Raw genomic sequence first — 18,387 nt, 5'->3', positions numbered from 1 at the left:
CGAAATAGTATGCATATCACGCATAAAATGCCACTGAGATCACACTTTTTTCGGCGGAAAAGGAAAAATAGTCGCGGAGGTCGCTGCCGGGCCCTGCGGCCAGGGCCCGGCGGGGATTACTTCAGGTTTTTACTGGCAAACGCCGCGTAGTTCTCTTTGGTGATCACCTGGTAGGGTATCCACATAAATTTGTCGCCCGCTTTACCATCGATGACCTGTTTTGCCATCGTGACCGCGCCTTTCCCCTGGCCGGCAGCATCCTGGAACACCGTTAAGGCCAGTTTGCCGTTTTTGATGAACTGCAGCGCATCCGGCGTGCCGTCAATGCCCGCCACCAGAATATCTTTTCTGCCGCTCTGGTTCAGCGCCATGATCGCCCCAATCGCCATCTCATCATTATTAGCGGCAATCGCATCGATCTTATCGCCGGACAACAGCCAGCCGGAGGTCACATCGACGGCTTCGTTACGCATCCACTGCGCAGACTGCTTTTCGACCACCTTCATCTCTTTATATTTGGCAATGACGTCTTCGGTGGCTTTGGTTCGCTGGCGGGCTTCTTCCGCTGACAGGGCACCCATCAGAATGGCCACGTTACCTTTGTAATTCATTTTCTTCGCCAGGGCTTCCATCTCCATCCGCCCGCCCAGCAGCGAGTCGGAACCGACATACGCCATCTTCCCGCTCAGTTCGATTTCCGGTTTACGGTTAACGAAAATCAGCGGAATGTTGGCGCGCTTCGCCGCTTCCATCATCGGCTTCACCCCCTGGGTATCCACCGGGTTGAGGATGATGGCGTCCACGCCCTGGTTAATAAAGTTCTCCACCTGCTGTACCTGTACCGCGATATCGCCTTTGGCATCTTCGAACTGCCCCTGGATCTGCTCTTTTTCCATCTCCTTCGCCATCTGCGTTCGCAGAATAGAGACGAAATTCAGGTCGAAATTCGCCAGAGCAACGCCAATACGCAGATCTTTTGCCTGGGAAGCGGGCGCGAGTGCCAGCGCCCCGATCAACAGTGCAATGTTATTCATTTTCATAAAGAGATTCCTGTAGGTGTCGGTAAGTTATTATTTTTGCAGAGTCAGCACAGCGAACGATGCCGATCCTGATACAAACAGCGGCCAGGGCTGGCCGCACAACGGCCTGACATTATTCAAAATGCGCTTTAAAACTGGCCAGGGCCGCTTCACTGTCTCCTGACGCCCAGCCTTCCAGCGCAATGACCCCGCGGTAGTTCATGGCGCGCAGCGCACTGGCCACCGCCCGGTAGTTAATCTCGCCGGTGCCCGGTTCACAGCGCCCCGGCACGTCAGCCACCTGGATCTCGCCAATGGCGTGACCGCAGCGCCTGACCAGTTCAATCAGGTTGCCCTCCCCGATCTGCGCGTGATACAGGTCGAGGTTCATCTTCAGATACGGGCTGTTCACCGCCTCCACCAGCGCCAGCGTATCCGCCGCCCGGGCAAACGGCGTACCGGGATGGTCAACGGCCAGGTTGAGGTTTTCGAGGGTAAACACCCGCCCTGCTTTCTCCCCCAGCGCGGCCACTTTTTCCAGCGTGCGCACGGCTTTCACCCACATCTCGCCGGTGACGATCGCCACCGGTTTCACCGGCAGGCCCTGGTTATCCAGCCCGGTGCCGTGCAGGTTCAGACACGGACAGTTGAGCCGTTCCGCCACCGCCAGCGATTCTGCGGCGCTGCTCAACAGATTCTCTGTCTCGTCATCGTCCGTCAGGTTGCCCGTCAGATAGCCGGTCATTGAGGTAAAGCGGGCCCCGGTCGCCGCCAGCGCATCGATGTCTTTATTGTTCCAGTGCCAGATCTCCACGCCGAAACCCAGCTGATGAATACGCTTCACCCGTTCAATTAAGGGTAAATCCAGAAAAACCATTTCGGCTGACACCGAAAGACGATAGTCCGACATCGCTGTTATCCTCGTAGTTGAATCGGTTTGCCCTGGCGGACAGATGCGATACAGGCCAGGGCGATTTCCAGCGCGTTACGCGCATCTTCACCGGTGGCGCGTGGGGTTTCCCCGCTGGCCGCACAGCGCACAAACTCACTCAGTTCGGCCACATAGGCTTCTGCCAGCAGGTCTGTATCCTGGCGGGAGGTTTCAATGGCGATCCCACCCGCGCCGTAGCGCACGCAGTTATTGACGTTGATATTGCCCATCTGGAACATGCCGTTACTGCCGAACACCTCTGCCCGCACGTCGTAGCCGTACACAGCTTCAAAGCTGGCATCGGCCACCGCTATCGCCCCGTTATCAAAACGAATCGTCACCACCGAGGTATCCAGCAGCCCCTTGTCTTTAAAGTCCGGGCGCACCAGCGCATCCGCAATGGCATACACCTCCACCGGTTTCGCGCCGGGATTGCAGTGCAGCAGCGTGTCAAAGTCGTGGATCAGCGTTTCCAGATAAATGGTCCAGGGCGGGATACCGCTCGGATCGCGTAGCGGTGACGGGTCGCGGGTCAGGGAGCGGATCAGCTGCGGGGTGCCGATCTCCCCCGCCGCGATGGCGGCCAGCGCGGCGGCAAAGCCACGGGCAAAGCGACGGTTAAAGCCCACCTGTAACACCACCCCCGCGCTGCGGGCGGCGGCAATGGCGTGGTCGGCCTCTTCCAGCGTGATCGCCATCGGCTTCTCACAGAACACGTGCTTGCCGGCGCGGGCAGCAGCGGCCACCAGTTCTGCGTGGGTACGTGCCGGGGTGGCGATCAGTACCGCATCAATCTCCGGATCGTCCAGCATCGCCTGCGGTTCACTGTAAAACTTCCCTGCGCCGAGCTGCTCTGCCAGGCGCTGTGCCGCCCCCGGCACCGGGTCAGCAACGGCGGCCAGCACCGCACCCGGCACTTTTTGCGCCAGCGACGTGGCATGGAAGCTGCCCATGCGCCCTGCGCCGATTAATCCCACACGGACGTGTTTGTTAGTGACTGACATTGTGTTCCCCTTAAGGTGGCTGGCTGACGGTTTCCTGGTTAAACAGACATAAGCAAACCCTATGCCAGAGTGCATAAGCCCGTCTGGCGCGTCGCGCGCTGCTCGTGGCGATCACAAAATGGACACAAATAAAACATGTCTACTTAACATGTCGATAAAATGGACATTCCATGAGAGGGAGTAGCGATGAACCAGCCACATCTATCCGCAGCCATCCACACAGAGCGTGACGGGCAGCCGCACCTGCCTGCGGGGCGCGAAGCCAGCCACTGGGACACTCTGCTGGAGCAGGCAAGACATGACTTCGATGCCGGGCGGGAGCCCGCGTTTGTGCGCCCGGAGGTGCTCAGTTCGTGGCAGCGCAGCCGCGACGCCGGCATTGATCCGTCGCACTTTGCCTATACTTCCCCGCCGGAGGAGGAGGTCAGGCAGATTCTGGCCGATAACGCCGGGCTGATTGAAGTGGCAGGTACCATTATGGAAAACCTGCTGGCCTACAACCCGGACGGGCATATCAATCTGACCAGCGCGCAGGGCATCACCCTTTCCTGCTGCGGGCGCGACCTTACGCCCGTCGGCAGTCTGCTCACCGAATCTGAAATGGGCACCAACTGCACGGCCTGCTGCCTGAAGCAGCAGCGGCTGGTCTATATCCTTAACGGGGAAAACTGGAAGCTCGCCCTGCGTCAGCGTCACCTGCAGTGTGCGGCGGCACCGATCCGCGATGCCGGAGGACAGATGATCGGCGTGCTGACGCTTACCGCCAGCCAGGATAATTTTCACTATCACACGCTGGGTACGGTACAGGCCGCCGCCGAAGCGATTCGCCAGCAGCTGATCCTGCAGGCCCTGCTGGCCGAACAGACCTCGATCCTGGAAACGCTGAATGAGGGGGTGATCGTGCTCGATCGCGCAGGGACGATCAAAACCATCAACCGCTATGCCCGGCAGATCTTCCAGATCGAAGTGCGGGCTGGCCAGCAGGTGGACGACCGGCTTAATCCTGAAAATATTCGCCTGACCACCACGGGGTTCTGCAATGATCGTGAAATCATTTTTACGCCCGAGGGTGGCCCGCCCATCCCCTGTCTGGTGTCGGTGATGCCCGCCACGGATGGCGGCAGAGTGATCACGCTGCGTGAAAACCAGCGCATCCGCGCCATCACCCGCCGGGTGATGGGGGCCAGCGCCAGTTATACCTTTGATATGCTACGCGGCAGCGCGCCCGCGCTACAGGTGGCGATAGACAAAGCCCGCAGTAGCAGCCGCAGCGACAGCACGGTGTTGCTGACCGGCGAGAGCGGCACCGGCAAGGAACTGTTTGCCCAGGCGATCCATAATGGCAGCCTGCGCAGCAGCGAACCCTTTATTGCCGTCAACTGCGGCGCGCTGCCGCGTGATCTGGTGCAGAGCGAACTGTTTGGCTACGTGGACGGTGCGTTTACCGGATCCCGCCGGGGTGGCGCGGCAGGAAAATTTGAACTGGCCGAAGGCGGGACGCTGTTTCTGGATGAGATCGGTGATATGCCGCTGGAGGCACAGACCAGCCTGCTGCGCGTCCTGCAGGAGAGTGAGGTGGTACGCATCGGCGCCTCACAGCCGGTCAAGGTCAATGTGCGCATCATTGCCGCCACCAACTGCAACCTGATTCGGGCAGTGGAGACCGGCGCTTTCCGTCGCGATCTCTACTACCGTCTTAACGTCATTTCCATTCCGATCCCGGCCCTGCGCGAGCGCAGCAGCGATATTCCGGCGCTGACCGAGTGGTTCCGCGAGAAAGTCTGTACCCAGTTGAAAAAGATCAACGTGCAGTTCACCCCCCGCGCCCTGGACGCCCTGAGCCAGTATCCGTGGCCGGGCAACGTCCGCGAACTGGAAAACATCGTCGAACGGACGATCAACATGACCACCGGCCTGTTTATCGATGTACAGGATCTGCCGGATGAGGTGTTGCAGGGCAGCCAGTTCGCCCCTGCGGTCCCCCGCGCTGCGCCACGGCAGGCAGCACGCCTTGACAGCCAGGAGCGCGCGCATATCATTACCACGCTCGACGCGCTTAACGGCAACCTTCGTCAGGCCGCTCAGGTCATGGGGCTGTCTCGCGCCGGGTTGTATAATAAACTGAAGAAATATCAGATCAGCGCCAACGACTTCCGGCGCTGATGCCAGCGGGTCATTCGGTGACCCTTCTCCTCTGCGTTAACTGAGTGCTTATGTGGTTCGAACATCTTGATTTCGCCCTTATCCTGCTGCAAATCGTGGCGATTGACCTGCTACTGGGGGGCGACAATGCCGTGGTGATCGCCCTCGCCTGCCGCAAACTTCCGCCGCAGAGGCAGAAAAAAGCCATTATTCTCGGCACGATCGGGGCCATTGTCGCCCGGGTGGTGCTGCTGATCATCGCCGTGCAGCTGCTGGCGCTACCGTGGCTGAAGGTGGCCGGTGGCCTGCTGCTGCTGTGGATTGGTTTTAAGCTGGTCAGCAATGATGAGGAAGAGGCCAGCGTCAGCAGCGATAGCCGCCTGTGGAAAACGGTCCTGACGATCACCCTGGCCGACGTGGTGATGTCGCTTGATAACGTGCTGGCCGTGGCGGCCGCCGGGAAAGGTAACGTCTGGCTGGTGTCCCTGGGCGTGCTGATCAGCATTCCGGTGATTGTGATGGGCAGCCAACTGGTGCTGAAAGTGCTGTCGCGCTTTCCGTTTATCGTCACGCTGGGCGGGGCGCTGATTGGCTGGATTGCGGGCAGTATGCTGGTGACAGACCCGGCGCTGCTGCGTTTTACCGGCCATCTGGCATCACTGCACTGGATTGCCGGCACGGTCGGCGCGCTGCTGGTGATGGGGTATGGCGTAGGGAGAAGTGTACTGGCGAAGCCCTGATGCACTAAACTCCAGGTTCCCTGCCGTAAAAGTGAGCCTGCGTTATGCTGTATCGCCGTTTTGAAAGGATGATCAATATCTTCAGGGATGCCCCGGCCGACACGCCGCCCGCTAACGTCTGGGCATTCTATCTGTTTTATCTGCGTCAGGTATGGCCCTGCTTCGCGCTGCTCCTGATTATCGGCCTGGTCGCCTCACTGATCGAAGTGGCGCTGTTTCGCTACCTCAGCCGGATAATCGATCTGGTCAATACCAGCCCCGCCGCCACCTTTTTCAGTGACCACGGCGGAGAACTGCTGTGGATGGTCGCCGTCGCGCTGCTCTTCAGGCCCCTGTTTATTGGCCTGCATGACCTGCTGGTGCACCAGACCATCAACCCCGGCATGACCAGTATGATCCGCTGGCAGCATCATAACTACGTGCTGCGCCAGAGCCTGAACTTCTTTCAGAATGATTTCGCCGGACGTATCGCCCAGCGCATTATGCAGACCGGTAGCGCCCTGCGCGACTCGGCGGTGCAGGCGGTGGATGCCCTGTGGCACGTGCTGATTTATGCCATCACCACGCTGGTGCTGTTTGCCGAAGCCGACTGGCGGCTGACCGTTCCGCTGTTGATCTGGATAGTCGGCTATGTGTTGTGCATGCGCTACTTTGTGCCGCGCGTGAAGGCCCGTTCGGTCGCCTCCAGCGATTCGCGCTCGCGCCTGATGGGCTGCATTGTCGACGGTTACACCAATATCACCACGCTAAAACTGTTCGCTCACAGTGACCTGGAGCAGCAGTACGCGCGCGAAGCAATCAGCGACCAGACGGTGAAAACCCGCCGTCAGGGGCGGATGGTGACCAGCATGGACGTGGTGGTCACCACGCTGAACGGCCTGCTGATTATCAGCACCACCGGTCTGGCCCTGTGGCTGTGGACGCAGTCGCTGATCAGCGTCGGGGCCATTGCCCTCGCTACCGGCCTGGTGATCCGCATCGTCAATATGTCGGGCTGGATTATGTGGGTGGTGAACGGCATCTTCGAAAATATCGGCATGGTGCAGGACGGCCTGCAAACTATCGCCCAGCCGGTGAAGGTCAGCGATAAACCCCACGCCCCCGCGCTGCAGGTTAAGCAGGGTGAAATCCACTTTGACGCCATCCGCTTTAACTACGGCGGCGAACGCCAGGTGATCGACGATTTACAGCTGACGATCCGTCCCGGTGAAAAAATTGGTCTGATCGGCCCGTCCGGGGCCGGGAAGTCGACGCTGGTCAATCTGCTGCTGCGGCTGTACGACCTGAACGGCGGGCGCATTGTGATTGACGGCCAGAACATTGCGGAGGTCAGCCAGGAGAGCCTGCGGGCGCAGATTGGCATGATCACTCAGGATACGTCACTGCTGCACCGGTCGATTCGTGACAACCTGCTGTATGGCCGCCCTGATGCCACGGAGGACGAACTGATGCAGGCCGTGCATCAGGCGAAGGCCGACGAGTTTATCCCGCAGCTGTCTGACTCGCTGGGACGCACCGGGCTGGATGCCCACGTGGGCGAACGCGGCGTGAAGCTCTCCGGTGGCCAGCGTCAGCGTATTGCCATCGCCCGCGTGCTGCTGAAGGATGCGCCAATCCTGATTATGGATGAGGCGACCTCGGCGCTGGACTCCGAAGTGGAAGCCGCCATTCAGGAGAGCCTGGAAACGCTGATGGGCGGCAAGACGGTGATTGCCATCGCCCACCGCCTGTCCACCATTGCCCGCATGGATCGGCTGGTGGTGCTCGAACAGGGGCGTATCGTCGAGATCGGCAGCCACAGCGAACTGCTGGCAAAAGGCGGCCTGTATGCGCGCCTGTGGCAGCACCAGACCGGCGGTTTTGTCGGCGACGCCTGATTGTCGCCCGGGGCGGCGGGCATCACTGCCCGTCTCCCTGACGCCACGGCAGCGCCGACCGGGCCTCCTCCGCCCAGGCGCGAACGCCGTCCCGCTCCTGATCAAGGAAACCGGCAACGGCATCCTGTAATCCGGGATGACGCAGCAGGTGCCAGGACTCGGTCAGCACCGGCTCAAACCCGCGGATCAGCTTATGCTCGCCCTGCGCCCCGGCATCAAAACGCCGCAGGCCGTGGGCAATGGCATACTCCATTCCCTGCCAGAAGCAGGTTTCAAAATGCAGGCGGTCGAACTCCTCCAGGCAGCCCCAGTAGCGGCCGTAGAAGGTGTCGCCGTCCACCAGGCTGAAGGCCATTGCCACCGGTACGCCGTGCTGGCTGGCGATCACCACGCGGATGGCTTCCGGCATGCGTTCGGCCAGCAGGCTGAAAAAATCACGCGCCAGATAAGGCTGACGGCCGCGTATCCGGTAGGTGTTCGCATAACAGGCATAGATAAAATCCCACTGCGCTTCCTGCACGTCGCCCCCCGCATACCAGACAAACTCCACCCCCTGGCTGGCCACCAGCTGGCGCTCTTTGCGCAGCTGTTTGCGTTTGCGTGAGGTCAGGAGATCGAGAAAATCCTGAAAGTCACGAAACCCCCGGTTGTGCCAGTGATACTGGCAGCCCAGGCGCGGCAGCCAGCGGGGATCGTCCGCCAGGCCGTGCTGAACCCGCTCATCGCTGAAATTGATATGGGCGCTGAACAGCGACTGACTTTCAAGGAAGCCCGGCAGCGCCTGCAGCAGCTGTGCCCCCGCGCCTGCCTCGCCCAGCAGCCGCGCGCCGCTGACCGGGCTGAACGGCACGGCCGACAGCCATTTAGGATAGTAAGGAATGCCTGCCCGTTCGCTGGCTTCGGCCCAGGCATGATCGAAGACGTATTCACCCATCGAGTGATGTTTGGCATAGCCCGGCATCGCGGCCCGTGGCGTCCCGTTCTCCAGCCACAGCAGATGCTGCGGCTGCCAGCCACTGGCGCGGCTGACCGCGCCGCTCTCCTCCAGTGCCGAAAGAAACGCATGACGTAAAAAAGGCTGATCGTTGGGGGTCAGGGCATCCCACTGACTGGCGGGAATATCGGTCAGCTGTGTCAGGACCATCAGGGACATCGGCGTGCTCCGCAGTTACCACAGGGAAAGGCTTACGTTGACCGCTTTTCGTGCCGGGATCAATCCGTTATTACGGCGGCCTTCATGTAAAGAAGGCTCATACTCATTCTCATTATCATTTAGCTTTGCTATTCTTGCCGACCTTATGCACGTTGTCATACGTGCGCGGCTTTCAGCTTTACGAGGCGGATTTATGGCGGGTGTTCAGGGTTATCGCTTATTTAATGTGGTGCTGGCGCGTAAGCAGGTACTTTCACCTTCGATGCTGCGCTGCGTTTTCAGCGGCCAGGATATCCGTCAGATGAAGATGGATGCGCCGGATCAGCGCATTAAGCTGCTTTTTCCGTCGCTTAACGGCACGCCGTCATCGCTGACCGACGACGGGGATAAAACCTGGTGGGAGAAAGCGCGGGCCATGCCGCAGGAAAGCCGTCCGATTGCGCGCACCTATACCCTCCGTCATGTCAATGCAGAAGCCGCTGAGGTGGAAGTGGAATTTGTCATGCACGGCACCGAAGGCCCGGCATCGGCGTGGGCGCTGTCGGCGGAGCCGGGTGCGGCGCTGCAAATGGTGGCCCCCAACCTTGCCTGTCCGACCAGCAGCGGCGGCTACGAGTGGGCCCCGCACCCGGACGTTGAACGGGCGCTGGTGGTGGCGGACGAAACGGCGCTGCCGGCAGCAAAGGCAATCCTGGAGCAGCTGGCCGGCTGGGATAACCCACCGCAGCTGCAGGTGTTCCTCGAAGTGCCGAAGCGTGGCGACTGTGTTGACCTCAGCCACTACCGGTTTGCCGATATTCACTGGCTGCCGCGCGAAGTGATCGGGGCATCCCACGGCGAAGCGTTACTGAGCGCGGTACAGCAGCAGGTGATCCTGCCTGCCAGCGCGCTGGTGCGGGGCGAGCTGCATGAAGAAAGCGAAGGCGATATTCTCTGGGATCGCGCCGACAGCGGCGATAAGCGCTTCCACGGCTGGGTGGCCGCCGAGTCCAGCGCCGTCAAGCAGCTACGCCGCTACCTGATTGGCGAGCGCGGTCTGTCGCCGGAATGCATCAGCTTTATGGCGTACTGGAGTCGCGGCCCACGCCGCGAGGGGTGATCATCGCGTCATCAGCCGCTGGCTGGTCTCTTTCAGCGTGTTATAAAACCAGGTTTTGGCCGTGATATCGCCGATTTCCGTGTGTGCATAGAGATACACCTCAAGGTTCGGTAAGGTAAACGGCAGTTCGATAATCCTGCCGTTGCCGCGCGCAACGTAGATTTTTGCCGCGCTGGACGGCAAGGTTACCAGCAGCTCGCTGGAAGCAATCAACTCCCCCAGCGCAGCAAAGTGCGGCACCTCCAGCGCCACCCGCCGCTCAAAGCCATACTCTTTGATCCGCTCCTCGACCAGATAATGGCCGCTGATGGTCGACACGATAATATGCTGCTCTTCCAGGTACGCTTGCTGCGTCAGCGTCTCGCCGATGCGCGGGTGTTCACGGTGTAACAGACAAACATAGCGCTCATCCATAATCCGGTCACGCTGGGCCAGCGAGATGCTCTCGTTGCGGCTGCACAGAGCGGCATCGACTTTCCCCGTCAGCAACCACTCATCCAGCTTACGCATCTCTACGGGGATCACCTCCAGCTGAACGTTAGGAGCCACCGTGCGCAGGTGCCTCACCAGCCCGGGCAGCAGCAGCAGCTCCCCGAGGTCAGAGAGGGCGAGACGAAATTTGTGAAAGGATGTGTCCGGCGAGAAGCTGCGGGTGTCCGCCACCGCCTTCTCAATACCGCTGAGAGATTTTTTAAATACGGTATAAAGCTGCGTGGCGGTGGGCGTCGGCAACATGCCTTTACGACTGCGCTTAAACAGCTCATTTCCGGTGGTATCCCGCAGCCGGGCTAAGGCGTAGCTGGCGGAAGGCTGGGTGATATACAGACGTGCGGCAGCGCCGCTGACGCTCTGCGTTTCATAAATCGCGATAAACACCCGGACCAGGTTCAGGTCCATATTCGATGGCATATAGGTAGTATCTATTATCTAAGATTAAAATTATCTATTTGAACTATTTTAAGCGCTCTAATACCATCGCTTCCACGTTTTTTTGATATGTTCTTCGTTTTTTTTCATATCGCAATTATTTCAATAAAATCAAAACAATAACTAACTTCCTTGTTTTTTTAAGGCAGGAGTGGGCGCAAGCCCGTCATCGCGGAGCTCAACATGAAAAATGAAATCGTCGACGTTATCGTCGACTGGATCGACGATCACCTTGAAGAAGGGCTGAATATCGAAACGGTTGCGGCAAAATCGGGCTACTCAAAGTGGCACTTACAACGCGCGTTTAAACAGCAGAAAGGCATCACGCTGGCGACATTTATTCGCAGCCGTCGCCTCGATCAGGCCGCACAGTGCCTGGTGAGCTCCACGAAAACCATTATGGCCATTTCAACGGACCTGGGTTTCTCTTCCCAGCAGTGCTTCCAGCGGGTGTTTAAAAAACACTTTAACGTCACCCCGCGTGATTACCGTATCCAGTATCGCCAGTATCACTAAGCCCGGAGCCCACGTGTCACAGTTTGCCAGAATGACCGCCCTGCTGGCGGTGATGTTCCTCCCCTGCATAAGCCAGGCCGCGGCCAGCCCGCAGAGCGATCGCGATCAGGGCAGCCCGTTCGGCTACGAGCGCCAGTTGAAAAAGGTGATGCGCCCGGTTAACGACCTGCTGCCGCAGGGCAGCCAGGATGACCTGTCCTCCGGGGAAAATCACCTCTAGCCGGGCAACTGACCGACGCAGCGCGGGCGGTTGCCACGCCGGACAGGCGGACGGGCAGGAACGCATCGTCACTGCAGCCACCGCAAAACGTCGCCTGTTCTGCCGGCGCATAACGTAAAGTCGTTTAAATTCCGCGATTTTAACCGCCCGCCTCTTGAAGAAATGCTTCAGCCATCAGGTATACTGTCCGCCCTGTTGAATGGTGAACTGGATGCTATGGAACGTTTTGTCGAAAACCTGATTTATTCTGCACGCTGGCTGCTGGCCCCGATTTACCTCGGGCTGTCGCTGGGATTAGTGGCGCTGGCCATTAAATTTTTCCAGGAGCTGATCCATCTGCTGCCGCACGTGCTTGAGATAACAGAAAATGACATGGTGCTGGTGCTGCTGTCGATGATCGACATGACACTGGTGGGCGGGCTGCTGGTAATGGTGATGCTGTCCGGGTACGAAAACTTTGTTTCCAAGCTGGATATCGGTGAGCATAAAGAGAAGCTCAACTGGCTGGGTAAGATGGACTCCGGCTCGCTGAAGAATAAGGTGGCCGCTTCCATCGTGGCGATCTCCTCCATTCACCTGCTGCGGGTGTTTATGGATGCGAAGAATATCCCGGATAATAAACTGATGTGGTACGTGATTATCCACCTGACGTTTGTGCTGTCAGCCTTTGTGATGGGCTATCTGGACAGTATGTCGCGCAAGGATAAGCTGTAAGCCCGCCTCTGCTGATGGCAGGCAGATAAGGCGTTCCTCCCCGGGAACAGCGGTGTTGAACTGATTTCAGGAGACAACCATGAAGCAGGGACTTGTCATTTTACTGCATGGCGTCGGCAGCAGCGGCGATGACCTGGCGGGCCTGGGCGATCACTGGGCATCCACCCTGCCGGGCGTGCGCTTTGCCAGCCCCAATGCCCCTGTACATTTTGAACACGGCGCAGGCTGGCAGTGGTTCAGCCTGACGGGCGTCACCCCGGAAAACCGCCCTGCCCGCGTGGCGCAAGCGCGGGCGGCGTTTGACCAGACGCTTCAGGCAATCCTTGACCAGCATCAGATGAGTGACCGTCCCGACCAGGTGGTGCTGGCCGGTTTCTCGCAGGGGTCGATCATGGCGCTGGATGCGCTGGTATCCGGCCGCTGGCCGCTGGCCGGCATTGTGGCATTCTCCGGCCGCCTGTCGTCCCCTCTACCGCTCACCCCGGCGCTGAATACCCCGGTACTGCTGGTGCACGGCATGGCCGATGAGGTGATCCCGGTGCAGGAGAGTGAATCCGCGGAGCAGCGTCTGCGCACACTGGGCGTGCAGGTCAGCAGCCAGTATGAACCGGGCGTGGGCCACGCCATTTCGGCACAGGGTGCCGCGCGTGCTGCTGCCTTTATTGCGTCGTGTCTGGCGTAATATAGTCCTCAAGCTCCGGCGGTGGGGTGAGCGGCAGCGTGATGATAAAGCGTGCCCCGCCCTGCGGCCGGTTCTCCACCCGGATGGTCCCTTCATGCAGGGTGACAATCGCCTGACAGATTGCCAGTCCCAGTCCGACCCCCGGCACCGCCGATTCCTTGTCGCCACGTGAAAACTTCTCGAAAATCAGCTTTTCCTGCCCGGAAATAATCCCCGGGCCGCTGTCCCAGACCTCAAGCTGGAGCTGCTGCGCCGACGGCTGCGTGGCGCTGATACCGATATCTGCCCCCGCTCCCCCGTACTTCAGCGCGTTTTCCAGCAGATTACTTAATACCCGCTCCATCAGCGGACCATCGACGTCGATCAGCAGCATCGGCGGCAGGTTCAGCGTGACGTTGCGCCCGGCCAGCAGCGGTGCCAGCTGACGCAGCGTGCTGCCGACCAGTTCATCCAGCGCCATCCACTCGCGACGTAACAGGAAACCGCCGGACTGCAGACGCGCCATATCCAGCAGGTTGTTCACCAGACGAATGGTATTCAGCGTCTGCTCACGCATCGCGCTGGCCTGGGGCGCATAGGGTGAGTTTTCAGACGCCAGATCCAGTGTAAGAATTTCCGCCTGACCAAACAGCACCGTCAGCGGCGTACGCAGGTCGTGGGACAGCGCCGACAGCAGCGCATTACGCAGCTGTTCACGCTCGGCGGCCAGGCGGGAGACCGCTTCGCGCTGGCTGAGGTTCATCCGCTCCAGCGCGTTGGCGATCAGCACGGTGAAGGTTTCCACCAGCCGCTGCTGCTCCGGGATCATCAGCTGGCGCAGATTCAGCGGTTCAAGGATCAGCAGGCCCAGCGTTTCCCTGCCGCTTTTCAGCGGCAGCATCTGCCAGGGGACGCCGGGCAACGTATCGGTTCCCGCCCCGGCGGGCTGGCCTTTATCAAAACTCCAGCGCGCAATGGCGCGGTCCGGTACCGCACTGAGGTGCGTATCGCCCACCGACACCAGCTCACCCTGCTCATCGGGTAAATAGAGTTCGCTGCGGGCCTGCAGCGTGCTCTCCACGCTGCGCTGGAGCGTGGTGGCAATATCACGCTGGCTGAGGGCGCGGCTGAGGGCCTTCGCCATCTCATACAGATGGTGCGCGCGCTGCTCACGGTAGCGCGCCACCCGCGCCTGATAGCGCACCCCGGCCGTCAGATTGCCGACGATGACCCCAACCGCCAGCATCACGCCGAAGGTCACCAGATACTGCACGTCCGATACCGCCATGGTGCCGGTGGGGGCCACAAACACCAGATCGAACGCGACGATGTTCATCACCGTTGCCGCCACCGACGGCCAGCGGCCATAGCGCAGGGCGACGATGACCACCGACAGCAGATAGACCATCACCAGGTTGACGGAGTCGACGGCGGGCAGCAGCCAGCGTCCGGCGACGGTGACCAGCGCGCACAGCAGCAGCGCGGCGGCACAGCCCTTCATCTGAGCACGCCATTTACCTTCGCTCCCCCCGGCACGCGGCGCCAGCGGGCTGACGGCATCCGGCGGCGGGTCGTCCAGCGCGACAATGAGAATATCGAGATCCGGCCCCAGCTCCCCCAGACGGTCAGCAAAACGCTCACGCCACGCGCGCCGGGCAGGCCGGCGGCCGATAATAATTTTGCCGAGGTTATGTTCACGGGCATAGCGCAGCACGGCGTTGGCTTCGCTGGGATCGGAGAGGGTCGCGGTTTCCGCCCCGAGATCCTGCGCCAGCTGCAGCGTGCGCAGAATACCGCGCCGCCGCGCTTCAGACAGGCGATAGAGCCGGGGGGTTTCGACATAGACCGCGTGCCACACGCTGTCGAGCCGGGCGGCAAGGCGGGCGGCGCTGCGTACCAGCTTTTCGCTGCCGCTGTTGTCCCCGATGCACAGCAAAATCGCATCGCGGGTGTGCCAGACTTTCTCGCGCCCCTGGGTGTCGCGCCAGGCGCGCATCTGGTCGTCCACGCGGTCGGCGGTGCGCCGCAGCGCCAGCTCGCGCAGGGCAATCAGGTTGCCTTTGCGGAAGAAGTTTTCAATGGCACGCTCGGCCCCCTCCCCGATATAGACCTTACCCTCTTTCAGCCGCTGGCGCAGGTCGTCCGGCGGCAGATCCACCAGCACCACCTCGTCGGCGGCATCGAAAAAGGGATCGGGTACGGTTTCCCGTACGCGGATACCGGTGACGCCGCCCACCACATCATTCAGGCTCTCCAGATGCTGCACATTAACGGTGGTCATCACATCAATGCCCGCATCCAGCAGCTCTTCAATATCCTGCCAGCGCTTCGGATGGCGCGAGCCGCGCGCGTTGCTGTGCGCCAGCTCATCCATCAGGATCACCGCCGGGTGGCAGGCCAGCGCCGCGTCCAGGTCGAACTCGGGGTGACGATGCTGCCCGGTGGCACGGCGGGGCAGTATCGTCAGCCCGGCCAGCAGCGCCGCCGTTTCCGGGCGCTCGTGCGTTTCCACCACGCCCACCAGCACCTCCAGCCCCTGCGCACGCAGACGGCGGGCCTCCTGCAGCATCGCCCAGGTTTTGCCGACGCCCGCGCAGGCACCAAAGTAAATTTTCAGCTTACCGCGCCGGCTTTCCGCCGCCAGACGCAGCAAGGCATCCGGGTCCGGGCGCTGGAGTTCGTCGTTCATCAGATTCCTTTATTAGCCAGAAACCGCAGGCGTCGGGGGATGCCCGACGCCTGCGTGTGGTTCAACGCTGCATCGCATCCAGCGCCAGATTCAGCGCCAGCACATTAACACCCGGTTCACCAATAAATGCCGGGCGGGGCGTCCCGGTGTGGTCGGCAATCAGCCGCTCCACGGTTTCCAGCGCTAAATGCCGCGCCTCCGCCACGCGCGGGGCCTGCCAGCGGGCGGCGGCAGGTGAAATCTGCGGATCCAGGCCGCTGGCGCTGGCGGTAACCAGATCCACCGGCACCTGCGCACTGGCCTGTGGGTTGGCGGCACGCAGCGCCGCCACGCGTCCGGCTACCGCCTGATCCAGCGCCGGATTGCTGCCCGCCAGGTTACTGCCGGAGGAGGCCAGCGGATTATACGCCGCATCGCCCGTCGCGGAGGGCCGTCCCTGGAAATAATCCGCCCGGGTAAAGCTCTGGCCGATCAGGGCCGACCCGCGCACGGTGCCCTCCACCCGCAGCAGCGAGCCGGACGCCTGCTGTGGGAACCACCACTGTGCCAGTCCGGTGGTTAACAGAGGATAGAGCAGCCCGGTCACCAGCGTCAGTACGATCAGTAAAAACAGGGCAGGACGTAATTGGCTCATTATTATTTTCCTTATACCAGACCCAGCAGGGTCAGCAGCATATCAATCAGTTTAATACCGGCGAACGGCACCAGCAGACCGCCCACACCATACAGCCACAGGTTACGACGCAGCAGCGCGGCGGCACTCAGTGGACGGTAGCTCACGCCTTTCAGCGCCAGCGGGATCAGGAACACAATCACCAGCGCGTTAAAAATCACCGCCGACAGGATGGCGGAGTTGGGCGAATGCAGGTGCATCACGTTCAGCCGGTTGAGCTGCGGTAGCGTGGCAGCAAAGGCGGCCGGGATAATGGCAAAGTACTTCGCCACGTCGTTGGCGATGCTGAAGGTGGTCAGCGACCCGCGTGTCATCAGCATCTGCTTGCCGATATGCACGACCTCCAGCAGCTTGGTCGGGTTAGAGTCCAGATCGACCATGTTGCCCGCTTCTTTCGCCGCCTGCGTCCCTGAGTTCATCGCCACCGCCACGTCGGCCTGGGCCAGCGCCGGCGCGTCGTTGGTGCCATCCCCGGTCATGGCGACCAGCCGCCCTTCTGCCTGATACTGGCGGATCAGCGCCAGTTTGGCTTCCGGCGTCGCCTCCGACAGGAAGTCATCCACCCCGGCTTCGGCGGCAATAGCCGCCGCTGTCAGCGGGTTATCCCCGGTGATCATCACGGTTTTGATGCCCATTTTGCGCAGTTCGGCAAAGCGCTCTTTGATGCCGCCTTTAACGATATCTTTCAGTTCGACCACGCCCAGCACGGTGGCACCGTCGCACACCACCAGCGGCGTACCGCCGGCGCGCGCCACCTGCTCCACCAGCCCGTTGACTTCAAGGGGAAACTGGCCGCCGTTGCTGTCGATATGGCGGCGTACCGCATCCACTGCCCCTTTACGCACCGTCCGGTCCTGCACGTTCACTCCGCTCATACGCGTCTGCGCCGAGAACGGGATAAAGGTGGCATCCAGGCTTTTCAGGTCACGTTCACGCAGGTTAAATTTCTGCTTGGCCAGCACCACAATACTGCGCCCTTCCGGGGTTTCGTCAGCCAGTGAGGCCAGCTGCGCGGCATCGGCCAGCTGCTGTTCACTGATACCGGCGGCCGGCAGGAACTGTGTTGCCTGACGGTTACCGAGGGTGATGGTGCCGGTTTTATCCAGCAGCAGGACGTCCACATCACCGGCGGCTTCCACCGCACGCCCGCTGGTGGCGATGACATTGGCCCCCAGCATGCGGCTCATGCCGGCCACGCCAATGGCCGACAGCAGGCCGCCAATGGTGGTGGGGATCAGGCACACCAGCAGCGCCACCAGCACGGTCAGACTGACCGGCTCTCCCGCCCAGGCGGTAAACGGATACAGCGTCGCGGTGGCCAGCAGAAAGACGATGGTCAGCGCTACCAGCAGAATGGTCAGCGCAATCTCGTTTGGCGTTTTACGCCGTTTGGCCCCTTCCACCATGGCGATCATGCGATCCAGGAAGGTTTCCCCCGGGTTGACGCTGCACTGCACCACCAGCCAGTCGGAGAGAATGCGCGTACCGCCGGTCACCGAGGAGAAGTCACCGCCGGATTCGCGGATCACCGGCGCTGACTCACCGGTAATGGCGCTTTCATCCACCGATGCGCCCCCCTCCACCACCTCGCCATCGCAGGGGATCATATCGCCGGCTTCCACCAGCACCCAGTCGCCTTTGCGCAACGATTCGGCGGCCACCGACTGATGGCTGGCACCGTATTTCGGTTCCCCGAGTTTTTTGGCAAAGCTGGTTTTGGTAATGCCTTTCAGGCTGTTGGCCTGCGCCTTACTGCGCCCTTCCGCCAGGGCTTCGGCCATATTGGCAAACAGCACGGTAAACCACAGCCAGACGGCAATGGACGACGTAAAACCGGTGTCTCCGGACATGTTTCCGCTGGCCATACCGATGGCCAGCAGCGTGGTCAGCATACTGCCCAGCCACACCACAAACATCACCGGGTTGCGTACCTGGGTACGCGGATCCAGTTTTTTAAACGCATCGAGCAGCGCGGTACGCATCAGCGCTCCATCAAATAGCGCCTGTTGATTACGACTCATC

Annotated in this window: 16 protein-coding genes; 8 read left to right on the top strand and 8 right to left on the bottom strand. The window is 60.8% G+C overall.

Annotation, left to right across the window (positions count from 1 at the left end; translation table 11 throughout):
• Positions 1–116: 116 nt before the first annotated feature.
• The 3 genes from K6L24_RS00745 to K6L24_RS00735 form a co-directional block, all read right to left on the bottom strand.
• On the bottom strand, positions 117–1,040 hold the full coding sequence (locus K6L24_RS00745) for a substrate-binding domain-containing protein (RefSeq protein ID WP_062743901.1): 924 nt from the start codon (positions 1,038–1,040) through the stop codon (positions 117–119).
• A 112-nt stretch (positions 1,041–1,152) separates the two neighbouring features.
• Positions 1,153–1,929 carry a TIM barrel protein gene (locus K6L24_RS00740; protein WP_062743902.1) on the bottom strand — a complete coding sequence of 259 codons (777 nt, stop codon included), beginning with the start codon at positions 1,927–1,929 and terminating at the stop codon, positions 1,153–1,155.
• Between the two features lie 5 nt (positions 1,930–1,934).
• A complete protein-coding gene (locus K6L24_RS00735; RefSeq protein WP_118665252.1) occupies positions 1,935–2,954 on the bottom strand; it encodes a Gfo/Idh/MocA family oxidoreductase in 1,020 nt (339 codons plus the stop codon).
• Between the two features lie 186 nt (positions 2,955–3,140).
• Here K6L24_RS00735 and K6L24_RS00730 point away from each other — a divergent pair, with 186 nt between their 5' ends.
• The 3 genes from K6L24_RS00730 to K6L24_RS00720 are packed head-to-tail and all read left to right on the top strand — an operon-like array spanning position 3,141 to position 7,713.
• Positions 3,141–5,117 carry a sigma-54-dependent Fis family transcriptional regulator gene (locus K6L24_RS00730; RefSeq protein WP_062743904.1) on the top strand — a complete coding sequence of 659 codons (1,977 nt, stop codon included), beginning with the start codon at positions 3,141–3,143 and terminating at the stop codon, positions 5,115–5,117.
• A gap of 50 nt (positions 5,118–5,167) precedes the next feature.
• A complete protein-coding gene (locus K6L24_RS00725; RefSeq protein ID WP_062743905.1) occupies positions 5,168–5,836 on the top strand; it encodes a TerC family protein in 669 nt (222 codons plus the stop codon).
• Between the two features lie 44 nt (positions 5,837–5,880).
• Positions 5,881–7,713: an ABC transporter ATP-binding protein gene (locus tag K6L24_RS00720; RefSeq protein WP_062743906.1), complete on the top strand. Its 1,833-nt coding sequence runs from the start codon at positions 5,881–5,883 to the stop codon at positions 7,711–7,713.
• 22 nt (positions 7,714–7,735) lie between these two features.
• On the opposite strand, the gene K6L24_RS00715 is transcribed toward K6L24_RS00720, so the two are convergent.
• A complete protein-coding gene (locus tag K6L24_RS00715) occupies positions 7,736–8,866 on the bottom strand; it encodes a GNAT family N-acetyltransferase (protein WP_062743907.1) in 1,131 nt (376 codons plus the stop codon).
• A 193-nt stretch (positions 8,867–9,059) separates the two neighbouring features.
• Here K6L24_RS00715 and K6L24_RS00710 point away from each other — a divergent pair, with 193 nt between their 5' ends.
• Positions 9,060–9,965: a siderophore-interacting protein gene (locus K6L24_RS00710; RefSeq protein WP_062743908.1), complete on the top strand. Its 906-nt coding sequence runs from the start codon at positions 9,060–9,062 to the stop codon at positions 9,963–9,965.
• Here the strand turns inward: K6L24_RS00710 and K6L24_RS00705 are convergent, their stop codons facing one another.
• The gene (locus tag K6L24_RS00705) at positions 9,966–10,874 is read right to left on the bottom strand and encodes a LysR family transcriptional regulator (protein ID WP_072277422.1); all 909 of its coding nucleotides are present in this window, start codon (positions 10,872–10,874) and stop codon (positions 9,966–9,968) included. It abuts the gene before it with no gap.
• 201 nt (positions 10,875–11,075) lie between these two features.
• On the opposite strand from K6L24_RS00705, the gene K6L24_RS00700 reads away from it, so the two are divergent.
• The 4 genes from K6L24_RS00700 (at position 11,076) to K6L24_RS00685 (ending at position 13,024) form a co-directional block, all read left to right on the top strand.
• A complete protein-coding gene (locus K6L24_RS00700; RefSeq protein ID WP_062743909.1) occupies positions 11,076–11,408 on the top strand; it encodes a helix-turn-helix domain-containing protein in 333 nt (110 codons plus the stop codon).
• Positions 11,409–11,421: 13 nt separating this feature from the next.
• Positions 11,422–11,628 (top strand): hypothetical protein, encoded by a 207-nt coding sequence (locus tag K6L24_RS00695; protein WP_062743910.1) that lies wholly within the window; start codon positions 11,422–11,424, stop codon positions 11,626–11,628.
• Positions 11,629–11,844: 216 nt separating this feature from the next.
• Entirely contained in the window at positions 11,845–12,342 is a 498-nt protein-coding gene (locus K6L24_RS00690) for a TIGR00645 family protein (protein ID WP_062744129.1), read from the top strand.
• A 79-nt stretch (positions 12,343–12,421) separates the two neighbouring features.
• On the top strand, positions 12,422–13,024 hold the full coding sequence (locus K6L24_RS00685) for an alpha/beta hydrolase (protein WP_062743911.1): 603 nt from the start codon (positions 12,422–12,424) through the stop codon (positions 13,022–13,024).
• Here K6L24_RS00685 and kdpD read toward each other — a convergent pair.
• From kdpD to kdpB, 3 genes are all read right to left on the bottom strand, one after another.
• Entirely contained in the window at positions 13,002–15,692 is a 2,691-nt protein-coding gene (gene kdpD, locus K6L24_RS00680) for a two-component system sensor histidine kinase KdpD (RefSeq protein WP_118665248.1), read from the bottom strand. The two genes, K6L24_RS00685 and kdpD, sit on opposite strands and share 23 nt — an antisense overlap.
• Positions 15,693–15,753: 61 nt before the next feature.
• Positions 15,754–16,326, bottom strand: a complete 573-nt coding sequence (kdpC, locus tag K6L24_RS00675; protein WP_222681853.1) for a potassium-transporting ATPase subunit KdpC — start codon at positions 16,324–16,326, stop codon at positions 15,754–15,756.
• An 11-nt stretch (positions 16,327–16,337) separates the two neighbouring features.
• Positions 16,338–18,386: a potassium-transporting ATPase subunit KdpB gene (kdpB, locus tag K6L24_RS00670; protein ID WP_062743914.1), complete on the bottom strand. Its 2,049-nt coding sequence runs from the start codon at positions 18,384–18,386 to the stop codon at positions 16,338–16,340.
• Position 18,387 lies beyond the last annotated feature (1 nt).

The sequence above is a fragment of the Erwinia persicina genome (assembly GCF_019844095.1).
GTDB lineage: Bacteria > Pseudomonadota > Gammaproteobacteria > Enterobacterales > Enterobacteriaceae > Erwinia > Erwinia persicina.
This window is presented reverse-complemented; position numbering and strand designations above follow the sequence as displayed.